Annotated in this window: 17 protein-coding genes (1 of these 17 running past the window's edge); 2 read left to right on the forward strand and 15 right to left on the reverse strand. The window is 39.6% G+C overall.

Translation table 11 applies throughout. The features are described from left to right. Nucleotides 1–358, reverse strand: partial view of a YitT family protein gene (locus BO15_RS0100175; RefSeq protein WP_033151510.1) — the 5' portion only. 482 nt of this gene lie to the left of the window's left edge; 358 of the gene's 840 nt are visible here — the first part of the coding sequence; the start codon lies at nt 356–358; its stop codon lies beyond the left edge, outside the window. Nucleotides 359–489: 131 nt separating this feature from the next. Between BO15_RS0100175 and BO15_RS0100180 the strand changes: the two genes are divergently transcribed. Then, on the forward strand, nt 490–1527 hold the full coding sequence (locus BO15_RS0100180) for an aldo/keto reductase (RefSeq protein WP_033151511.1): 1038 nt from the start codon (nt 490–492) through the stop codon (nt 1525–1527). A 50-nt stretch (nt 1528–1577) separates the two neighbouring features. Here BO15_RS0100180 and BO15_RS0100185 read toward each other — a convergent pair whose 3' ends face one another. The 10 genes from BO15_RS0100185 to pyrE all read right to left on the reverse strand — a co-directional run bounded on the left by BO15_RS0100185 (nt 1578) and on the right by pyrE (nt 12927). Next, on the reverse strand, nt 1578–3014 hold the full coding sequence (locus BO15_RS0100185; protein ID WP_033151512.1) for a glycoside hydrolase family 1 protein: 1437 nt from the start codon (nt 3012–3014) through the stop codon (nt 1578–1580). Between the two features lie 71 nt (nt 3015–3085). After that, nucleotides 3086–4954: a beta-glucoside-specific PTS transporter subunit IIABC gene (locus BO15_RS0100190; RefSeq protein ID WP_033151513.1), complete on the reverse strand. Its 1869-nt coding sequence runs from the start codon at nt 4952–4954 to the stop codon at nt 3086–3088. Between the two features lie 157 nt (nt 4955–5111). Beyond that, on the reverse strand, nt 5112–5939 hold the full coding sequence (gene licT, locus BO15_RS0100195; protein WP_033151514.1) for a BglG family transcription antiterminator LicT: 828 nt from the start codon (nt 5937–5939) through the stop codon (nt 5112–5114). 241 nt (nt 5940–6180) lie between these two features. After that, entirely contained in the window at nt 6181–7449 is a 1269-nt protein-coding gene (gene purD / locus BO15_RS0100200) for a phosphoribosylamine--glycine ligase (RefSeq protein WP_033151515.1), read from the reverse strand. Between the two features lie 47 nt (nt 7450–7496). Further along, complete coding sequence (gene purN, locus BO15_RS0100205) at nt 7497–8123, reverse strand: phosphoribosylglycinamide formyltransferase (RefSeq protein WP_033151516.1); 627 nt, start codon at nt 8121–8123, stop codon at nt 7497–7499. Then, nucleotides 8123–9148 carry a phosphoribosylformylglycinamidine cyclo-ligase gene (gene purM, locus BO15_RS0100210; RefSeq protein WP_033151517.1) on the reverse strand — a complete coding sequence of 342 codons (1026 nt, stop codon included), beginning with the start codon at nt 9146–9148 and terminating at the stop codon, nt 8123–8125. The genes purN and purM overlap by 1 nt, the downstream gene beginning before the upstream one ends. Before the next feature lie 78 nt (nt 9149–9226). Next, complete coding sequence (purE, locus tag BO15_RS0100215) at nt 9227–9730, reverse strand: 5-(carboxyamino)imidazole ribonucleotide mutase (RefSeq protein ID WP_033151518.1); 504 nt, start codon at nt 9728–9730, stop codon at nt 9227–9229. A gap of 116 nt (nt 9731–9846) precedes the next feature. Then, entirely contained in the window at nt 9847–11898 is a 2052-nt protein-coding gene (locus BO15_RS0100220) for an aminopeptidase (RefSeq protein WP_033151519.1), read from the reverse strand. A gap of 3 nt (nt 11899–11901) precedes the next feature. Next, nucleotides 11902–12240: a hypothetical protein gene (locus BO15_RS0100225; protein ID WP_033151520.1), complete on the reverse strand. Its 339-nt coding sequence runs from the start codon at nt 12238–12240 to the stop codon at nt 11902–11904. Beyond that, nucleotides 12241–12927, reverse strand: coding sequence for an orotate phosphoribosyltransferase (gene pyrE / locus BO15_RS0100230; protein ID WP_033151521.1), 687 nt, complete (start codon nt 12925–12927; stop codon nt 12241–12243). It abuts the gene before it with no gap. 97 nt (nt 12928–13024) lie between these two features. Between pyrE and BO15_RS0100235 the strand changes: the two genes are divergently transcribed. Continuing rightward, nucleotides 13025–13657, forward strand: a complete 633-nt coding sequence (locus tag BO15_RS0100235; RefSeq protein WP_033151522.1) for an endonuclease III domain-containing protein — start codon at nt 13025–13027, stop codon at nt 13655–13657. A 42-nt stretch (nt 13658–13699) separates the two neighbouring features. Here the strand turns inward: BO15_RS0100235 and BO15_RS0100240 are convergent, their stop codons facing one another. From BO15_RS0100240 to BO15_RS0100255, 4 genes are all read right to left on the reverse strand, one after another. Further along, nucleotides 13700–14560 carry a L,D-transpeptidase gene (locus tag BO15_RS0100240; protein ID WP_052169684.1) on the reverse strand — a complete coding sequence of 287 codons (861 nt, stop codon included), beginning with the start codon at nt 14558–14560 and terminating at the stop codon, nt 13700–13702. A gap of 277 nt (nt 14561–14837) precedes the next feature. Beyond that, complete coding sequence (pyk, locus tag BO15_RS0100245; protein WP_033151523.1) at nt 14838–16253, reverse strand: pyruvate kinase; 1416 nt, start codon at nt 16251–16253, stop codon at nt 14838–14840. 185 nt (nt 16254–16438) lie between these two features. Beyond that, a complete protein-coding gene (gene fucO / locus BO15_RS0100250; RefSeq protein ID WP_033151524.1) occupies nt 16439–17587 on the reverse strand; it encodes a lactaldehyde reductase in 1149 nt (382 codons plus the stop codon). 156 nt (nt 17588–17743) lie between these two features. Next, entirely contained in the window at nt 17744–18295 is a 552-nt protein-coding gene (locus tag BO15_RS0100255) for a TetR/AcrR family transcriptional regulator (RefSeq protein WP_033151525.1), read from the reverse strand.

The raw sequence follows: 18295 nt of genomic DNA on the forward strand, positions 1-18295 counted from the left end.
CCCCCAAAATTGCTCCACCAAATGCCACTGCTAAAAAGTGTTCTGTGTTCAATTCAAAAGGAATGCCCTCAAAAAATCTAATACCTAACGTATATGCGATAGAGCCCATTGTCGCTTTGATTGTAAAGCTTCTACCTAACACAATATAGCCCGCAATAATAAATGGTATAAAGACGCCAAATACACATGGTGCAAGAGGCAATCCTGTTTGCTTACTTATAATAATTGCCACACCTGCAGTTCCATAGTCGATAGCATCATTTGGAAGCAAAATTAATGCGACTGAAAAGCTGGCCATAATGGCTCCAATTACTATTAATATGTATGATAATATATCCGATTTTTTGTGTGTATTCATGTATGCTCCCCGTATTCCTCTCCATATTATATATTTATGATATTACCACATCTTTAAGAAAAATAGACTTTATTCTCCCCTACATGATAAAATATCAGCAACAATTAAATACGTAATAGGAGGATTTCAAAATGAAAGATATCATTTTAGGAAAAACTGGCATAAAAGTTCCTCAAAATGGATTTGGTGCATTGCCTATTCAACGTGTTAGTATTGAAGAAGCAGTTAGAATTCTTAGAAAAGCTTACGACGGTGGTATGCGATTCTTTGACACTGCAAGAGCTTACAGCGACAGCGAAATCAAATTAGGCGAGGCATTTGGAACTGGCTACATCAAACGTGAAGATATTATTATTGCCACAAAAACAGCAGCAAAAACTCCTGAAGAATTCTGGAAAGATTTAGATACTTCTCTGACAAACCTAAAGACAGATTATATTGATATATATCAATTACACATGATGCCACAATGCTATAAACCAGGAGATGGCACCGGATTATACGAGTGTCTAGAGGAAGCAAAACGATTAGGCAAAATCAAGCATATTGGCGGCACAGCTCATAAGCTAGGAGTTGCAAAAGAAATCATCGAATCAGGTTTATATGAAACCCTACAGTATCCCATGAGTTACCTTGCTACAGAAAAGGAAGTTGAGTTAATCCTTCTTTGCAATAAACACGAAATGGGATTTATTTCCATGAAGGGGCTTGCCGGCGGTCTTATAACCAACTCAAAGGCAGCAATGGCATTTATTTCTCAATTCGATGGTGCAGTTCCAATTTGGGGTATTCAGCGCGAATCTGAATTAGATGAATGGCTGGCATTTATGGATAGCACTCCTACCATGGATGAAGAGTTAAAAGCTTTCATTGAAAAAGAGCGAAAAGAACTTATGGGTGACTTCTGCAGAGGCTGTGGTTATTGTATGCCTTGTACTGTTGGAATTCAGATTAACCAGTGTAATCGTATGTCTCTCATGCTTAGACGTGCTCCTAGTGAGAGTTGGCTAAATGAGTACTGGCAGGCAGAAATGGAAAAGATAAATGATTGTATTGAATGTGGAAAATGCATGACACATTGTCCATACGAATTGCAAATTCCAACACTTTTAAGAAAGAACCTAGAAGACTATCACGAGGTACTTGCAGGAAACCGAAAAGTGCAATAACAGAAAAGGCAGCCTAGCTATGCTAGACTGCCTTTTATTAAACACATGTATTAAAGATTCTCACCATTTGATGAAATAACATTCTTGTACCAATCAAAAGATTTCTTCTTTCTACGAGCAAGAGTGCCTGTTCCATCATCGTATTTCTCTACATAAATGAAACCATATCTCTTTGCCATCTCACCTGTTGATGCGCTAACTAAATCAATACATCCCCAAGGTGTGTAGCCCATCAAATCTACACCATCCTCTACTGCCTTTTTCATTTCTGAAATATGCTTTCTGAGGTAATCAATTCTATAGTCGTCATTTATTGAACCATCAGCCTCGATTTCGTCCTTTGCTCCAAGTCCATTTTCAACAACCATAAGAGGTATACGATATCTATCATAGATTTCATTAAGAGAATATCTAAGTCCCTGTGGGTCAATCTGCCATCCCCAATCCGATGATTCAAGGTATGGGTTCTTGCCACCTGAAATAAGGTTTCCTTCGCCCTTATTTGCTTCTGGATTGCCACTAATTACATTAGACATGTAGTAGCTAAATGTATAGAAGTCAACAGTACCTTGCTTAAGAATTTCTGCATCGCCTGGTTCCATTTTGATTGTGATGCCATGCTTATCCCAAATGCTCTTTGCGTATGCAGGATATTCACCACGAACCTGAACATCCGAACAATACCAGTTAACTTCTCTCATATGCTCCTGATTTGCGATGATATCAGCAGGATTACATGTTGCTGGGTATGATGTAACGAAGCAAATCATGTTGCCTAACTTATACTCAGGATAGTTGTCATGAGCGTACTTAACAGCAAGTGCTGATGCAACAAACTGATGATGAAGTGCCTGGAATCTCTCCTGTGGCTTATTTGGAACCTCTGTTACAGGACCCGAATATCCTTTGATTGTACCTGTTGATAAAACTGCGCCAAGTGGCATTGTACCTGCATTGATTTCGTTGAAAGTTAGCCAATACTTTACCTTTCCCTTATATCTTGCAAAGATAGCCTTGCAATAATTCATAAAGTACTCGATAAGCTCTCTGCCCTCCCATCCGTTGTATTTCTCAACAAAAGCATATGGCAACTCATAGTGAGAAATAGTAACAAGTGGCTCAATACCATACTTTTTGCAGCAATCAAAAACCTTGTCATAAAAAGCAAGACCTGCCTCGTTTGGCTCTGATTCCATTCCTGTAGGGAAAATTCTTGTCCAGTTAATTGATGTACGGAACACCTTAAATCCCATTTCAGCAAAGAGTGCAATATCTTCTTCATAGTGATGATAAAAGTCTATTGCCTCATGTGAAGGATAGAGAGTCCCCTCTTCAATTTTTGTAGTTACACGCTTTGGAGTTGTGTGGCTTCCATTTGTGCACATATCTGACACGGATGCTCCTTTTCCATCTACGTCCCATGCCCCCTCAAACTGGTTTGCGGCTACTGCGCCTCCCCATAAGAAATCTTCTCTAAATGTACTCATTTTAAAGCCTCGCTTTCTAAAATATTTCATAAGCTGGGTTGAAGTTAATCCTTCAACCCAAAACTATATAACTATAAAAGTGTAATAAGTGTATCACCTACTGCAACTGAAGCAGCATCTGTAGGAATAACGTCATCATACTTTGGTGTATTTGTAATGATAACTGGTGTATCAACAGAGTATCCTTCTGAAGTAATATAATCAATATCAAATTCTAATAAAAGGTCACCCTTCTTTACCTTATCTCCCTGCTTAACCTTTGGTTCAAAGCCTTTACCCTCAAGCTTAACAGTGTCCATACCTACATGGATAATAATTTCTGCACCCTTGTCTGTTGTAAGGCCAATTGCATGACCTGTTGCAAAGAATGCTGTAATTGTACCATCTGCTGGAGCATATACCTTTCCTTCTGATGGAGCAATTGCAATACCCTTGCCCATTGCACCTGAAGAGAATGCTGCATCAGCAATATCTGATAACTGCTTTAATTCACCTTTGATTGGAGCTACAAGTGTCTCAGCCTGTGATGAACCTTCAACCTTTACTTCCTTCTTTGCAGGAGCGTCATCCTTGTAGAAAATAAGCTCTGAAAGGAATCCCGCAACTACACAAGCTAAAGTAACAACGATTGAAATAATCATACCTCTTGTGTCATTTGTAGAAGTGTTAACATATGCTGGATAAGCAAATACACCCATACCTGCCATCTGGTAAGCCTTTACGCCCATTGTGCAAAGAACTGCACCTGCAACACCTGCGATAACGCATGTACGGAAGAATGGAGCCTTCTTTGGAAGTGTAAGACCATAAATAGCTGGCTCAGTAACACCTGCAAGTCCTGAAACAAATGCAGCTGGCGCAAGTGACTTAATCTTTTTATCTTTTGTCTTGAGCCAGATACCAAGAACAGCACCTGTCTGAGCAAATGTTGTACCAAGCATAGCTACAAGAATGATATCCTCACCTGATGTTGTAAGGTTTGATAATGCGATTGGTACAAGTGACCAGTGAAGACCAAACATAACAAGTATCTGCCAGAAGAAACCAACAACTGCACCCATAAGGATTGGGCTTAATGCATTTAATGTATTGAAGAACAATGCAAGTACGTTAGCAATTGCAGAAGCAACTGGTCCGATGATAAAGATTGTTAATACGAATGTAACAAACAATGTGATAAGTGGAACACCAAATAGCTTGATTGTATCTGGAACAATTTTCTTAACACACTTGTTTTCAAACCATGCAGCAAATGCTACTGCAAGGATTACAGGAATAACTGATGATGTATAGTTTCCTGAAGGTGGCATTGAAACTGGAATTCCAAATAAGTTTGAAATATCATAATCTCCGCCTGTCAAGTATGGGTAAACCATAGCAAGACCAATAAGTAAACCTTCCATCTCTGGAAGTTTGAACTTCTTTGCTGCTGTCATACCAAGAATTGGTGGTAAGAAATAAAATGCTGCGTCGCCAAGTGAGTAAAGGAAGTTGTATGTTCCGCCTGCTGCAGACATAACCCCAATTGCTGTAAGAAGTGCAAGTACACCCTTTAAAATACCGCATGCACAGAGCACTCCGAGGAATGGTGTGAACACACTAGTAATGATGCTAATAAATGCATTGAAAGGATTTTGCTTTCCTGTTGATTCGATTTCATTTCCACCTGCTAATGCAGATTTGCTTTCAAGATGTCCTACGCTGATAACTGCGTCGAATACCTGTGGTACATGATTTCCAATAACTACCATGTACTGACCACCAGACTGAATTACTGTAACGATTCCGTCTGTCTCTTTTAAAATGTCTGTGTTTGCTTTGCTTTCGTCTTTAAGTGAAAATCTGAGTCTTGTTACACAATGTGTAATACTTTGAATGTTGTCTTTTCCGCCCACATTCTGGATAATGATGCGAGCCAAGCCATCATATTTGCTTGCCATAATTTGTTTCTCCTTTTTCTCTTATATACTATACAGCCCCTGCGCACTGGACTGAATATTACCTAATAAAAAAAACCCGCACGACAAAGCTATAGCCTGATTGACTATATGATTATCGTACGGGTCTAGCCGACTCTAACGCCGTAACCATCCCTGGTTAATCTCTATCTGTTATTCGAGCAATGTGTACTGTAAGGTACAACATTTCTTCGTCTGTAAGCTTTTCTGGATATTTTGATTCCATGTAGCTTTTAATACGTGTGGCACAATTGTATGCCTCTGGGAATCTCTCCATAATAATTTCGAAGATTCCTGGATCCTGAGGTTCGTAATATGCATTACGCTCAGCCCTCTGTAAGAAATATTTCAGATGAGTGATGAATCTTTCATATGAGAAGGAATCCTCATCCAAATCTCTTTTGTATGTATATTTAACTATGCTGATGATGTCATCGATGATTTCTGGAGCTTCCATAGTGTGATGGATGTTTCCATCTAATTCCGCATTTACGATATGAAGTGCAAAGAAGCCTGCTTCATCTTCTGGAAGGTCAACACCAAGCTTGTCCTTAATAATTTCAAGGGCATGACATCCTAGGTTGTATTCAACTTTATAGTATGTTTTTATTTCCCACAAAAGCTTGTTTTTTAAAAATGTACCGCTTTTGCTTCGTTCTATAGCAAATCCCAAATGATCTGTAAGAGTGATATATATGTTATTGCAAAGTCTTTTACCAAGATTGTCTGATGCGTATCTGATGATTTCATCTGCAACCTGAATCTGTTCATATGGCAACTCAGAAACCAGTTTTAAGAACTGCTCATTTGCCTTTTCCATAACAAAGGTCTTTTCGATTTTGCTTTCATCAAGCTCATCTCCTGGACGTTTTTGGAAACAAATTCCACAGCCTGTATATATTATTTCATTTCCGTTTTCATCTGACGCCAATGCAGCATTGTTGTTAAGAACTTTTTTAATTTTCATAAATACTCTCTTATAAACAAAAAATGACCGAACCTACCCCACCAAAATAAAAGTCAGAAACCCGACCCCGGGATATGATTCAGTCTTGCCTGTACGAACATCGAACAGTAACAATCCGAAATTTGTTATGCAACTACTTTACATGGAAATCCCTCTCCTGTAAAGAGCTGCAAACAAATTTTGGAGTTTTGCAAAAAAGTGCTTTTGCCTTTTTGTACAAATTCACAATTAAAACACAATTTTATTTAAGGATGGCGTTCGCAATGTCGTGTCTCATATATTTATTTTCAAAATTGATCCACTCTGTTGCCTCGTATGCTTTTGCCCTAGCCTCAACTAAATCTTTACCAAGAGCTGTGATTCCAAGCACTCGACCACCGTTTGTAACGATTTCGCCCTTGTCATTTTTTGCTGTTCCAGCATGGAAGCAATAGTAATCCTTGTTATTGAACTTTTCGAAGCCCGTGATAGGGAATCCCTTTTCGTATTTTACAGGATATCCATCTGACGCAAGAACTACACATACTGCAGCCTCATCCGAAAACTTAAGATCAATCTGATCAAGCTTTCCATCAATGCAAGCTTCCATCACATCAATGATATCATTCTGAAGACGAGGAAGGACAACCTGGGCCTCTGGATCGCCAAATCTAGCATTGTACTCAAGTACCTTAGGGCCTTCTTCTGTAAGCATTAATCCAAAGAAGATAACGCCCTTAAATTCTCTTCCCTCAGCTTTCATAGCATCAACTGTAGGCTGGAAAATATTCTTTTGGCAGAAATCCTCGATTTCTTTTGTAAAGAATGGTGATGGAGAGAAATTACCCATTCCGCCTGTGTTAAGGCCTGTATCCCCATCTCCTGCACGCTTGTGGTCCTGGGCTGAAGACATAATTTTAACGGTATTTCCATCGACAAATGAAAGTACAGAAACCTCGCGGCCTGTCATAAATTCCTCCACTACCATTGTGTTACCAGCATCTCCGAATTTCTTGTCCTGCATGATTTCTGCAACACCTGCAACTGCGTCCTCATGTGTTTCGCAAATAAGAACACCCTTACCAAGAGCAAGTCCATCAGCCTTAAGTACGATTGGATATTTACAAGTCTCAAGATATTTTAAAGCTGCATCAGGATCTGTGAAGTTTTCATAACCTGCTGTTGGAATATTATATTTTTTCATTAAGTCCTTTGAGAAAGCCTTTGAGCCTTCAAGAATAGCAGCATTCTTTCTAGGGCCAAAGCAGCGAAGTCCAGCTTCCTCAAACTTATCTACAACACCACCTACAAGTGGGTCATCCATACCGATGATTGTCAAATCAATAGCGTTTTCCTTTGCAAAAGCTACAAGCTTATCAAACTCCATAGCCTTAATATCTACGCACTCTGCAAGTTCAGAAATACCTGCATTTCCTGGCGCACAGTAAATTTTATCTACCTTAGAGCTTCTAGAAACAGCAAGCGCAATTGCATGCTCTCTTCCGCCACTACCTACTATTAAAACCTTCATAAACTATATCCTCCTATAGCTATTACCTACCAGCTCGTCTAAACATCTTACTTCTCTATTATTTTTGTTTTTCCGTCCACCACAGATACACATCCGCGGGCAATTAAATCGATTGCGCGTGGCATAATTATCCACTCAGCCTGCTCCATTACTCGGCGCTGAAGTGTTTCTGGAGTATCATCCTCCATTACATCTACAGCCTTTTGCAAGATGATAGGGCCAGTATCTGTCCCTTCATCCACAAAGTGGCATGTTGCTCCAGTGACTTTTACACCACGTTCAAGAACCCCTTCATGAACCTTTAATCCATAAAAACCTGTACCGCAAAAACTTGGAATTAAAGATGGGTGAATGTTAATGATTCGGTTTCGATACTGGCGAATCATTTCCTCCGGTATCACTACTAAAAAACCCGCCAATACAACCAAATCTACATTATATGAATTTAATTTCTCCAAAAAAGACTTATTAAATGCTTCTCGACTCTCATAATCCTTAGGCGAAATACAAACCCCTTCGATTCCCGCCTTTGCAGCACGCTCTAAAGCATATGCATTTTTATTGTTAGATATAACAACAGCTATTTCAGTATTGTGAATCTCGCCTGAGTTAATCTTATCAATGATTGCCTGGAGGTTTGTGCCACCTCCAGATACGCAAACTGCTATTCTCATTAAACTAAATCTACTCCCTTTTCTCCGTCAACAATCTTACCAACAACATATGGTGTGTCCCCAGCAGAGCGCATAGCTTCCATTGTCTTATCAACGTCAGCTGGGTCAACAGCTACAATCATACCAAGTCCCATGTTGTATGTGTTGTACATCATCTGCTCAGAAACATTGCCCTTCTTAGCCATAAGCTTGAAGATTGCTGGAACTTCATAAGAATCCTTCTCTACTACAGCGCGCTTTCCTTCTGGAAGCATACGTGGAATATTTTCATAGAAACCACCACCTGTAATATGTGAGCAGGCCTTTACTCTAACACCTGCATCCTTAACAGCCTTGAGAGCTTTAACATAAATACGTGTTGGAGCAATTAAAGCCTCACCAAGAGTTGTACCAAGCTCATCGTAATATGTATCAAGACTTTCCTTTGTCATATCGAAAATCTTACGAACAAGAGAGAAACCATTTGAATGAACACCTGTTGAAGCCATACCAATAAGTACATCTCCATCCTTTAGTGTTTCACCTGTAATAATATCCTTTTTATCTACAATACCTACTGCAAAACCAGCAAGATCGTACTCCTCCTCAGGCATAAGACCTGGGTGCTCTGCTGTTTCACCACCTACAAGGGCGCAGCCAGACTGCTTGCATCCCTCTGCTACACCGCTAACGATTGTAGCAATCTTTTCAGGGATGTTCTTTCCGCATGCAATATAATCAAGGAAGAAAAGTGGCTCTCCACCTGCACATGCAACATCATTAACACACATTGCAACTGCATCAATACCGATTGTGTCATGCTTATCCATAAGGAATGCAAGCTTAACCTTTGTTCCACAACCGTCTGTACCAGATAAAAGCACTGGCTCATCCATGTTCTTGATAGCACTCAAATCAAATGCTCCAGAAAAACCGCCAAGTCCGCCAAGTACTTCTGGTCTCATAGTGCCCTTCACAAACTTTTTCATGAGCTCCACTGACTCATATCCTGCCTCGATATCTACTCCTGAACTCTTGTAATCCATGTTTCTCTCCTTTGTTTCTTGTTCAAAATTTTATAAATAAAAGGAAACCCTTAATAAAAAGAGTTTCCTTCTACATATCTACAAAAATACTTTATAACCGTCAGCCTGAAGCTGCCCGTCTTTTTTCTCAACTGATTCTTTCTGCTCTACGATAAAATCGTGGAGTTTGCTTGCAAGGGCAGAGTCTGCCATAGCAAGCATTTTAACTGCAAGTATACCAGCATTTGCGCCGCCATTGATGGCAACTGTAGCTACAGGTACACCTGTAGGCATCTGAACAATGGAATAGAGTGAATCTACACCTCCAAGGTCGCTAGTCTTCATTGGGATACCAACAACAGGCCCTTCGAATAAAGCTGCACACATACCAGGCAAATGTGCTGCCTTGCCTGCTCCAGCAATAATAACCTGAACGCCTCTATCTTTTGCGCCCTTTGCATACTCAAAGAAAACATCTGGCTCACGATGTGCTGAGATAATTCTCATCTCGTAATCTACACCAAATTTCTCGAGTACCTCTACAGCCTTTGCCATTACTGGCATATCGCTGTCGCTACCCATAACTATACTTACCTTTGCCATTCCATTATCCTCCTAGTTTATATCTCGCAAGTTACATCTACAATCCTTAGTATCTCTCCACTCGACTAGAATGTCTCGCTTGTGAAATCTAAGAGCTTGTTGACTACTTGCTATTTTTACATGTCTAATGCCTTATTGAGTTCTTCCGTACCTGGAACGACGAAGCGCCCTTCACGAATGATAGGAAGCTCACGGCCATCAGCTGTAATAACTGTGATATCTCCTAACTCATAGTAAGGAATTGTAATATCTGTGTGGCAATTGAAATATGCCTTCGAAAAGTCCGTCTTGCGAAGTAGTGAGCAAGAATTGTCTCTTGCGATACATTCCTTGCCGTCTGGATTGTACATAGGTACATCCTCGGCGTGAGAATAGCATGTATCACCTACTGCAAAATGTGGACCTGTTTTTTCTGCTATAAGGATTGGAAGCTTATCTGCAATGGAATATTTCTGTCCCATCACAAAAGCTCTGGTATTTGTTCCGATAGCAAACTCTCCCATTGGAAGAGTGTCATGCTTATGCAGAACATTGTCGTATATATATTTTTTATTTTCTTCTTCAGTGTCAAAATTGCTACATGTATATGAAACAATCTTGCCATCCTCAAACTTCATTTCAAGATTGCGATATCCAAGCTCATTAAGATATACCTGAGTTACATGAAGAACACCATTTGTTCCTTCAAGCTCTGGGCTTGTGAATACCTCACCAACTGGGATATTAACATCTGCAACGCAGTTTTCGAAATTAGTCTGGTGTGCAGGGTCATCTAAATGATGAAGCTTTACTGTAATATCAGTGTGATTTTCTCCACGGCCTGTAACGTGAACCTTTTCACCCTGATCTAATACGTCGATGATGTGCTGCTGGATGTTTTTGTATAACTCGTAATCCATTGTGTTAACAGCAACTGTCTCATTAAAGATTTCATTGAAATCCTTGCCGATTTCAGGAATAGGGTAAGCAATAATTGTGAAGCTTCGTTCCTCTCCCTTGATGTATTGATTATTTATCTGACCATTCTGGCTTGCATAATAAACATTAAGCTCGTTTTGCTTGTCTGAATACGCTGCATTCTCCGCTCTATTAGCTGGCTCAAATGGAACTTCTCCAAATGTCTCGATAACAGCTGGCCCACCATATACTGCAGCAAGCTCTTTGTGCTTCTCAAGAGTGTTCTTCTGAACCTCAAGGAATCTGTCTGCCATGCCCTTATCCCAGTAGTAAGCTCTGTCATCCTTGTGATCGTACTCGCACTGCTTGTTAGGAACGCTTGAGAAAAGGTTACGAGATGATGTACCACCAAATCTAACAGTAGCAGCAAGACCTGCTTCGTCAAAGAGACGAATTGCTTCGCGAGTCATAAGCTCGAATCCAACTGGAGCATTAACACAAACTGTATCTTTAATAGAGATATCCTTGCCAGTCACCTCAAAGCCTTTGATATAGCCCTGAACGTAAGTCTGAGCCATAGCTACAACATCCTCGTGAGGAAGGCTACGCAAATGAGCCGCTATACCAAGCTCGTTTGGCCCGATATACATACCATACTTGTACATATATCTATCATCTGAAAGATCATCCTCCATAATGATTCTTGTGTAGAAATCATACTCAGGATCAACCATTGATATAATCTGTTCTGAAAGGAACATCTGGCAATAATCGTGCTTAAATGAGTAAAGTGCATTTAAAATGCTCTCGCGACGATATTTATCCTCGTCCTCAATCTGGCATTCTCCATAGAGCTGAAGAAGAAGCTCACAATAGATTGTAAACTTATCTACTCTTCCAGCAAATGCAGCCTCTATAATGCTTGTAATAGAATAGAATGCTGCCGAAAGAGGCCCGCCCACTTCTTCGCCAAGCTTTTCTACTGCATATGTTGGACACAAAAAGCTATTCTCGTAATTGCTTTCTTCATAAATAGAAAAAATAGTTTTGTTGTCTGCCTGACACTGCTCAAGAGTACGCTGTGCAAGTGTTCCTTCGATAGCCTTATTCATGATAGGAAGAACCATCATGACGAATTCAGCTACCTGATTAAAATATGCCTGAAGATTTTCAGGTAATTCTTTATCTTCTTTTATCTGAGATATACGCTCTGTAGCAAGCTCAAAGCGTTCCATTATATCATCAAATTCTTTGTAAAAAGTGCTGCTCATATACTAACCTCTAATCAATCCGATAATAAGTGTTGCTATCCAAACTATCATAATAACTGAGCTGATAGCTAGGCATATAATTCTGTATTTAAGCTCCGTCTTAGTCTTCATTTGTCCAACATTATAAACAAATGCTCCAAAAGCGACAAGAAAGCCTAAAGTACCAAGACCACCACCAAGCCAGCGAGGTGTCTCACCTGACATGTAAACAGAGGCGGCAATAATACCACCATATATAATTAACGAAACTAACGAAACTCCTGCTGAATACATAGCCTCCATTGGCAATGCTTTTAATTGATTGCCGTAAGAGCTTCGTCTGTGAAAACGACTACGTGCCATTTACTGAACTCCATATTCCTTATAATATGCATCGATGCGTGCCTTCATATCGTCGTCAATGACAACCTTACCCTGGCACTCTCTGTTATAAAGGTGCTCAACAACCTCATCCATTGTAACAATAGCACCTGTCTTGAAACCGTATGTTTCTGCGACTTCATCAAGGGCTGTCTTTGTTTTATCTCCTGAAAGACCAACTTCCTGACGATTTAAAGAAACCATAAGACCAACAATTGTAACATCGCCCTGTGCTCTAACAATTGGAACTGTTTCTTCCATGCTCTTTCCAGATGTTGTAACATCCTCAATCATAACGACTCTATCGCCATCGGAAATCTTGTAGCCAAGAAGTGAGCCCATGTCTGCTCCATGATCCTTTTCTTCTTTACGGTTGCTGCAATATTTGATTTCTTTGCCATATAGCTTGTAAAATGCTTCAGCTGTGATAACAGCAAGAGGAATGCCTTTGTAGGCTGGTCCAAAAAGAACATCAAAATCCTCACCGTAAGCATCATGAATTGCCTTTGCATAATACTCGCCAAGGCGCATAAGCTGGCTACCTGTAACGTAGGCGCCTGCATTCATAAAAAAAGGAGACTTACGCCCGCTCTTCAATGTAAAATCACCGAATTTGAGGACGTCAGACTCCACCATAAACTCTATAAATTGTGACTTGTAGCTTTCCATACATTAATCTCCTATCGAAAACCCAAATATTTTTCAAAAACCTCTCAGATTGTAACATACACAGCCATTCATTTCAATTATATGTTAGAATAAGTCCATGAGAAAAAAAGAACTTGCTTTATTAGTAATTGAACGATTAGAAAAAGAATATCCCACTAGTGACTGCACTCTGGATTACGATGACGCCTGGAAGCTTTTAGTTTCAGTGCGACTTGCAGCCCAGTGCACAGATGCCAGGGTCAATGAAATAGTTCCTCATCTATATGAAAAGTTTCCTACCATTGATTCATTAGCAAATGCTGATGTAAACGAAGTAGAGGCAATTGTTCGTCCATGCGGCCTAGGCAAATCAAAGGCAAAGGATATCGTTGCCTGCATGCGAATGCTTCGAGACACATATGATTCCAAGGTTCCAGACACTATGGAAGAGCTTTTAGCTTTACCTGGAGTTGGCAGAAAATCGGCAAATCTCATTCTCGGAGATGTGTTTGGCAAACCAGCAATTGTTACTGACACACATGCAATTAGATTATCCAACAGAATCGGACTTGTAGATAATGAAAAGGATCCTACCAAAGTAGAAATGGCCCTTAGAAAAATAATTCCGCCAGAATTAGGAAATGATTTATGCCATAGACTTGTGGATCATGGTCGCGCCGTTTGCACTGCCAGGACAGCTCCTTACTGTGACAGATGCTGTCTCGAAGATATTTGCAAAAAACGTATATAATATAAAGAAGCTTTGCTACAAGATTGTAACAAAGCTTCTTTTTTATAACTGAATAGTATATTGTTTTTCAACTGATGTATATCCTCTGTTATCAGCAACCTTAATCCAAACAACATAAGTTCCTGAAACATTAGGATTATAGTTTCCATTTATTTGAATCGAATAATTCCACTTCTCAATTTCTCTTCCATCGCTATATCTAGCACCAATATATTGTTCAAGAGCTTCCGCATCCATTCCAACATATCCATGAATAATTCCATCTCCTGAATCCTGCTTCAAGTACTGTGTAGGCACAAGTGTCATCCATGGATTGTAAGCTGCCTCTTCTGTAGGATCATAACCAATAAGGCCTGCATTTACATCAAGCTTGACAGATGCTGGTCTACCAAGGGGGCCAGGATTTGTTGCATCATCATAAACAATTACAGGTGTACCTGCCTTGCAATTATCATAAATCCACTTTAAATCTCCAACTGCCATGCGAACACATCCCTGAGATGCTCCCTGACCTAACATATTAAATGCATTTCCTCTAAGGGAGTTAACAGTAGGCGCTGCATATGGAACTGAATGGAAAAGAATATGTCCATTAAATCTGATGGCATATCGACCATAACTATTTCCAAAAAGCTGTCTCCACTCATAATAATCAGATGTAGCAAAAACTCCTGTTGGAGTGTCCTCAATATTTGCTCCAACTGAGCATAAATAAGCCTTTACCGGTATAGTGTACTGTCCTTGGGCATCAAGCGACATTACAGTAACAACGTTTGCCACACGATTTACATATAAAGCATATGGAGTAGCTGCTTTAGCTTCAATAGAAGTACTACTAATACTAAAGAATAAAGATAAAACAAGCGCGATTGCAATAAAACTTTTTTTGTGTTTGAAAAACATATAAAACCTCTCTAAAAAAATATACTTGAGGATTATATGAAGTTTTTTTAAACAAATCAAGTCCTATTATTATTCTTTTATGAAATTTTCGAAAATTTGGGATATTTATAACAAATAAAAGCTTATAAAATGTGAAAGAGACGCCAGCGGAGCGTCTCTTTCAAAAGGGAGAATAATGTTATGAAAAAATTGTATCTCTCTCGAGATGAGTATATATTAACTGAAAACTTTGTTCAAGTCGTGTAAAAGTTGTGAATTGTCTGTGAATTCTCAAATCTTACTGAATACTCTCTACCTTAATTGTATTTGTGTTACCTACATTGCCATCGATTGGGCCGCCAGTAAGAACTACGCGGTCTCCGCTCTTAAGGTTGAGCATCTGCTTAGCACGTCCAACTGCATGATAGAACATAACATCAAGTGATGTGAACTTATCAACGAGAACTGGTGTAACACCCCAGCTAAGTGCAAGCTTTCTCCAAACCTTTTTGTCTGTAGTCATAGCGATTACATCTACTGGACAACGGAAACGGCTAACACGCTTTGCTGTGTAACCTGACATTGTGCAAGCAACGATAGCCTTTGCCTCAACGTCGATAGCCATTGAACATGTAGAGTGACAAACAGCATCTGGAATAGAAGCGATTGCGATGTCATCCTTGTGGAAACGACCGTTGTAGTTGATGTCGTTCTCTGTAGTCTCAGCGATTTCTGCCATTGTAGCAACAGCCTGTACTGGGAATTTACCCTGAGCTGACTCGCCTGAAAGCATGATTGCAGAAGTTCCATCATATACAGCGTTAGCAACGTCAGAGATTTCAGCACGTGTAGGACGTGGATTTGTAATCATAGACTCAAGCATCTCTGTAGCTGTAACAACTCTCTTACCAAGCTCACGAGCTCTTGTGATAAGCTGCTTCTGAACTGCTGGAAGATTTACAAATGGGATTTCAACACCAAGGTCACCACGAGCAACCATGATACCATTTGCAATTTCAAGAATCTCATCTACGTTATCAACACCTGGCTGGTTCTCGATCTTAGCGATAACCTCTACATCCTTACCACCATTCTCATCAAGGAATGTTCTAAGCTCGATCATATCCTGCTTTGTTGAAACAAATGATGCAGCGATGAAATCAATGTCGTTCTCAAGACCAAAAAGAATATCCTTCTTGTCCTGCTCTGAAAGGTATGGGCCTGACATAACCTTGTTAGGGAAGCTCATTGACTTCTTGTTGCTCATAGTACCGCCGGCTGTACACTTTGTAATAACATCGTGGCCTTTGATTTCTGTAACCTCGAAGAATACGATACCGTTGCAAACTGAAAGTACATCACCTACGTTAAGATCCTTGTGAAGGTTCTTGTGAGTAACTGATACTCTAGTCTGATCACCTTCAACATCGTCTGTAGTGAAGATGAATGTGTCACCTTCGTTAACTGTAACAGAGCCGTCCTTAAATGTTTTGATACGGTACTCTGGTCCCTTTGTGTCAAGTAAGATGGCGATTGGCATGTTAAGCTTCTTGCGGACTTTCTTAACTAAATCCATCTTCATGCCCTGCTCCTCATGGTCACCATGGGAGAAGTTCATTCTTGCTACGTTCATTCCGGCCTTTGCCATAGCTGTAAGAGTTTCCTCATTCATGCTGGCTGGTCCGATTGTACAAATAATCTTTGTCTTTCTCATTCTACAAAACTCCTCTATTTAGACTAAAACTTAGTTAACCTAAAAAATAAAAAAATCCTATCTATAATAGCATTAATTAAATTTTAAGTAAACATTTATCCTAATCATTCCTTATTATATATTAAAAAAGTGTCCTGTGAAACTAATAATCACAGAACACTTATCTTTAACTATTTATTCATATTTTATGCCATGAGCATACGGAACATATCAATTACCTGCTCCTTTGTAGCCTCACGAGGATTTCCTGGATAGCAAGCATCATTAAGAGCATCTGTTGCAAGCTGGTCTAAATCCTCTTCCTTAATCTTATCAAGAGTCTTTGGAATACCAACATCCTCAGAAAGCTTCTTAACAGCTGCAATAGCTGCGTCACGGTACTCATCCTGTGTCATGTTATCAACACCTTCTACCCCCATAGCTCTAGCAACCTCGCGAAGTCTCTCCCCAGTATACTCGCGGTTGAATTCCATAGAAATAGGAAGGAACATTGCACATGCTACACCGTGTGGTGTGTCGTAGTGTGCTGAAAGTGTGTGAGCCATTGCATGGTCAATTCCAAGACCAACATTTGAGAAGCCCATACCTGCAATGTACTGACCAAGTGCCATACCCTCGCGGCCTTCCTTTTTATTTTCAACAGCATCACGAAGATTCTTTGAAATAAGACGAATAGCCTCAAGATGGAACATATCTGTCATCTCCCAAGCTGCCTTTGTTGTATATCCTTCAATTGCATGTGTAAGAGCATCCATACCTGTAGCGGCTGTAAGTCCCTTTGGCATAGATGACATCATATCAGGGTCAACAACTGCAACGATTGGCATATCATTTGTATCTACACATACAAACTTTCTTTCCTTTTCAACGTCTGTAATAACGTAATTGATTGTAACCTCTGCTGCTGTACCTGCTGTTGTTGGAACTGCAATAATAGGTACACATGGATTCTTTGTAGGTGCAACACCTTCAAGCGAACGAACATCTGCAAACTCTGGATTTGTGATAATGATACCAATTGCCTTTGATGTATCCATCGATGATCCGCCACCGATAGCAACGATGCAATCTGCACCAGAAGTCTTAAATGCTTCAACACCGTTCTTTACATTTTCGATTGTTGGATTTGGTTTGATATCTGAGTATACACCATAAGGAATACCTGCTCCATCAAGTAAGTCTGTAACCTTAGCTGTCACTCCAAATTTAATAAGATCTGGATCTGAAGCAACAAATGCTTTCTTGAAGCCATGAGCCTTAATCTCATTTACTACTTCCTGGATTGCACCAGCACCATGATAAGATGTTGGATTTAAAGAAATTCTGTTAGCCATAACAATACACTCCTTTTTTGTAACAAACATTGTGTTAAAAAAATAACACACCCTACGATTGATATTTTATCATCATAGAGTGTGTCAATATAAGTTACAGATATACGTATGTGTAACATTTTTATAAAATTCACAAATAGCTAAAATAAAGGCTTTCTAAACCAAATCTATTTCTTTGAATAGCTTGTGTAACATATCTGGCATTGCATCTATCATCAAATCAGCCAGCTCTTCTTCAGACTCCTTCATACCTTTCATAAGCCACTGTACAGTCATGTAGATAGATGCCTGGCAATACATTTCCAGCAGCTTTCTCATATGTTTATCAAGATTATCACCAGTCTTCTCTCTTATCAAATCACAATAAAACTCGTAAATCATGATAAAGTCATGGTCCTTGAGATTGTTCTGGTCATCTCCCTTAAATCCAGCCGTAAAGAATAATCTCTCCTGCTTTATGTATGCAAACTTTTTAATAAGACCTTCACGAATAGTTTCGCCCTGCCCCATTTCCTTGAAGGATTGTTCCAATAGGCAATCAAAATACCAGTTAATCAGGTCATATTTGTCGATAAAGTTGCGATAGAAACTTTGTCTTGAAACACCACACACATCCACTATCTGTTTGACAGTGATGTTTTCCACTGATGTAGTTTTCATGCAGGCTTTCATAGCTTCTGCCAGCTTGTATTTGATGTCTGATTTCAT

The organism is Pseudobutyrivibrio ruminis HUN009, assembly GCF_000703005.1.
Taxonomy (GTDB): domain Bacteria; phylum Bacillota; class Clostridia; order Lachnospirales; family Lachnospiraceae; genus Pseudobutyrivibrio; species Pseudobutyrivibrio ruminis_A.

Excerpts from the sequence above, each read along its gene's own strand:
- BO15_RS0100180 (WP_033151511.1), top strand. The coding sequence starts at position 490 with ATGAAAGATATCATTTTAGGAAAAACTGGCATAAAAGTTCCTCAAAAT.
- BO15_RS0100185 (WP_033151512.1), bottom strand. The coding sequence starts at position 3,014 with ATGAGTACATTTAGAGAAGATTTCTTATGGGGAGGCGCAGTAGCCGCA.
- BO15_RS0100190 (WP_033151513.1), bottom strand. The coding sequence starts at position 4,954 with ATGGCAAGCAAATATGATGGCTTGGCTCGCATCATTATCCAGAATGTG.
- licT (WP_033151514.1), bottom strand. The coding sequence starts at position 5,939 with ATGAAAATTAAAAAAGTTCTTAACAACAATGCTGCATTGGCGTCAGAT.
- purD (WP_033151515.1), bottom strand. The coding sequence starts at position 7,449 with ATGAAGGTTTTAATAGTAGGTAGTGGCGGAAGAGAGCATGCAATTGCG.
- purN (WP_033151516.1), bottom strand. The coding sequence starts at position 8,123 with ATGAGAATAGCAGTTTGCGTATCTGGAGGTGGCACAAACCTCCAGGCA.
- purM (WP_033151517.1), bottom strand. The coding sequence starts at position 9,148 with ATGGATTACAAGAGTTCAGGAGTAGATATCGAGGCAGGATATGAGTCA.
- purE (WP_033151518.1), bottom strand. The coding sequence starts at position 9,730 with ATGGCAAAGGTAAGTATAGTTATGGGTAGCGACAGCGATATGCCAGTA.
- BO15_RS0100220 (WP_033151519.1), bottom strand. The coding sequence starts at position 11,898 with ATGAGCAGCACTTTTTACAAAGAATTTGATGATATAATGGAACGCTTT.
- BO15_RS0100225 (WP_033151520.1), bottom strand. The coding sequence starts at position 12,240 with ATGGCACGTAGTCGTTTTCACAGACGAAGCTCTTACGGCAATCAATTA.
- pyrE (WP_033151521.1), bottom strand. The coding sequence starts at position 12,927 with ATGGAAAGCTACAAGTCACAATTTATAGAGTTTATGGTGGAGTCTGAC.
- BO15_RS0100235 (WP_033151522.1), top strand. The coding sequence starts at position 13,025 with ATGAGAAAAAAAGAACTTGCTTTATTAGTAATTGAACGATTAGAAAAA.
- BO15_RS0100240 (WP_052169684.1), bottom strand. The coding sequence starts at position 14,560 with ATGTTTTTCAAACACAAAAAAAGTTTTATTGCAATCGCGCTTGTTTTA.
- pyk (WP_033151523.1), bottom strand. The coding sequence starts at position 16,253 with ATGAGAAAGACAAAGATTATTTGTACAATCGGACCAGCCAGCATGAAT.
- fucO (WP_033151524.1), bottom strand. The coding sequence starts at position 17,587 with ATGGCTAACAGAATTTCTTTAAATCCAACATCTTATCATGGTGCTGGT.
- BO15_RS0100255 (WP_033151525.1), bottom strand. The coding sequence starts at position 18,295 with ATGAAATCAGACATCAAATACAAGCTGGCAGAAGCTATGAAAGCCTGC.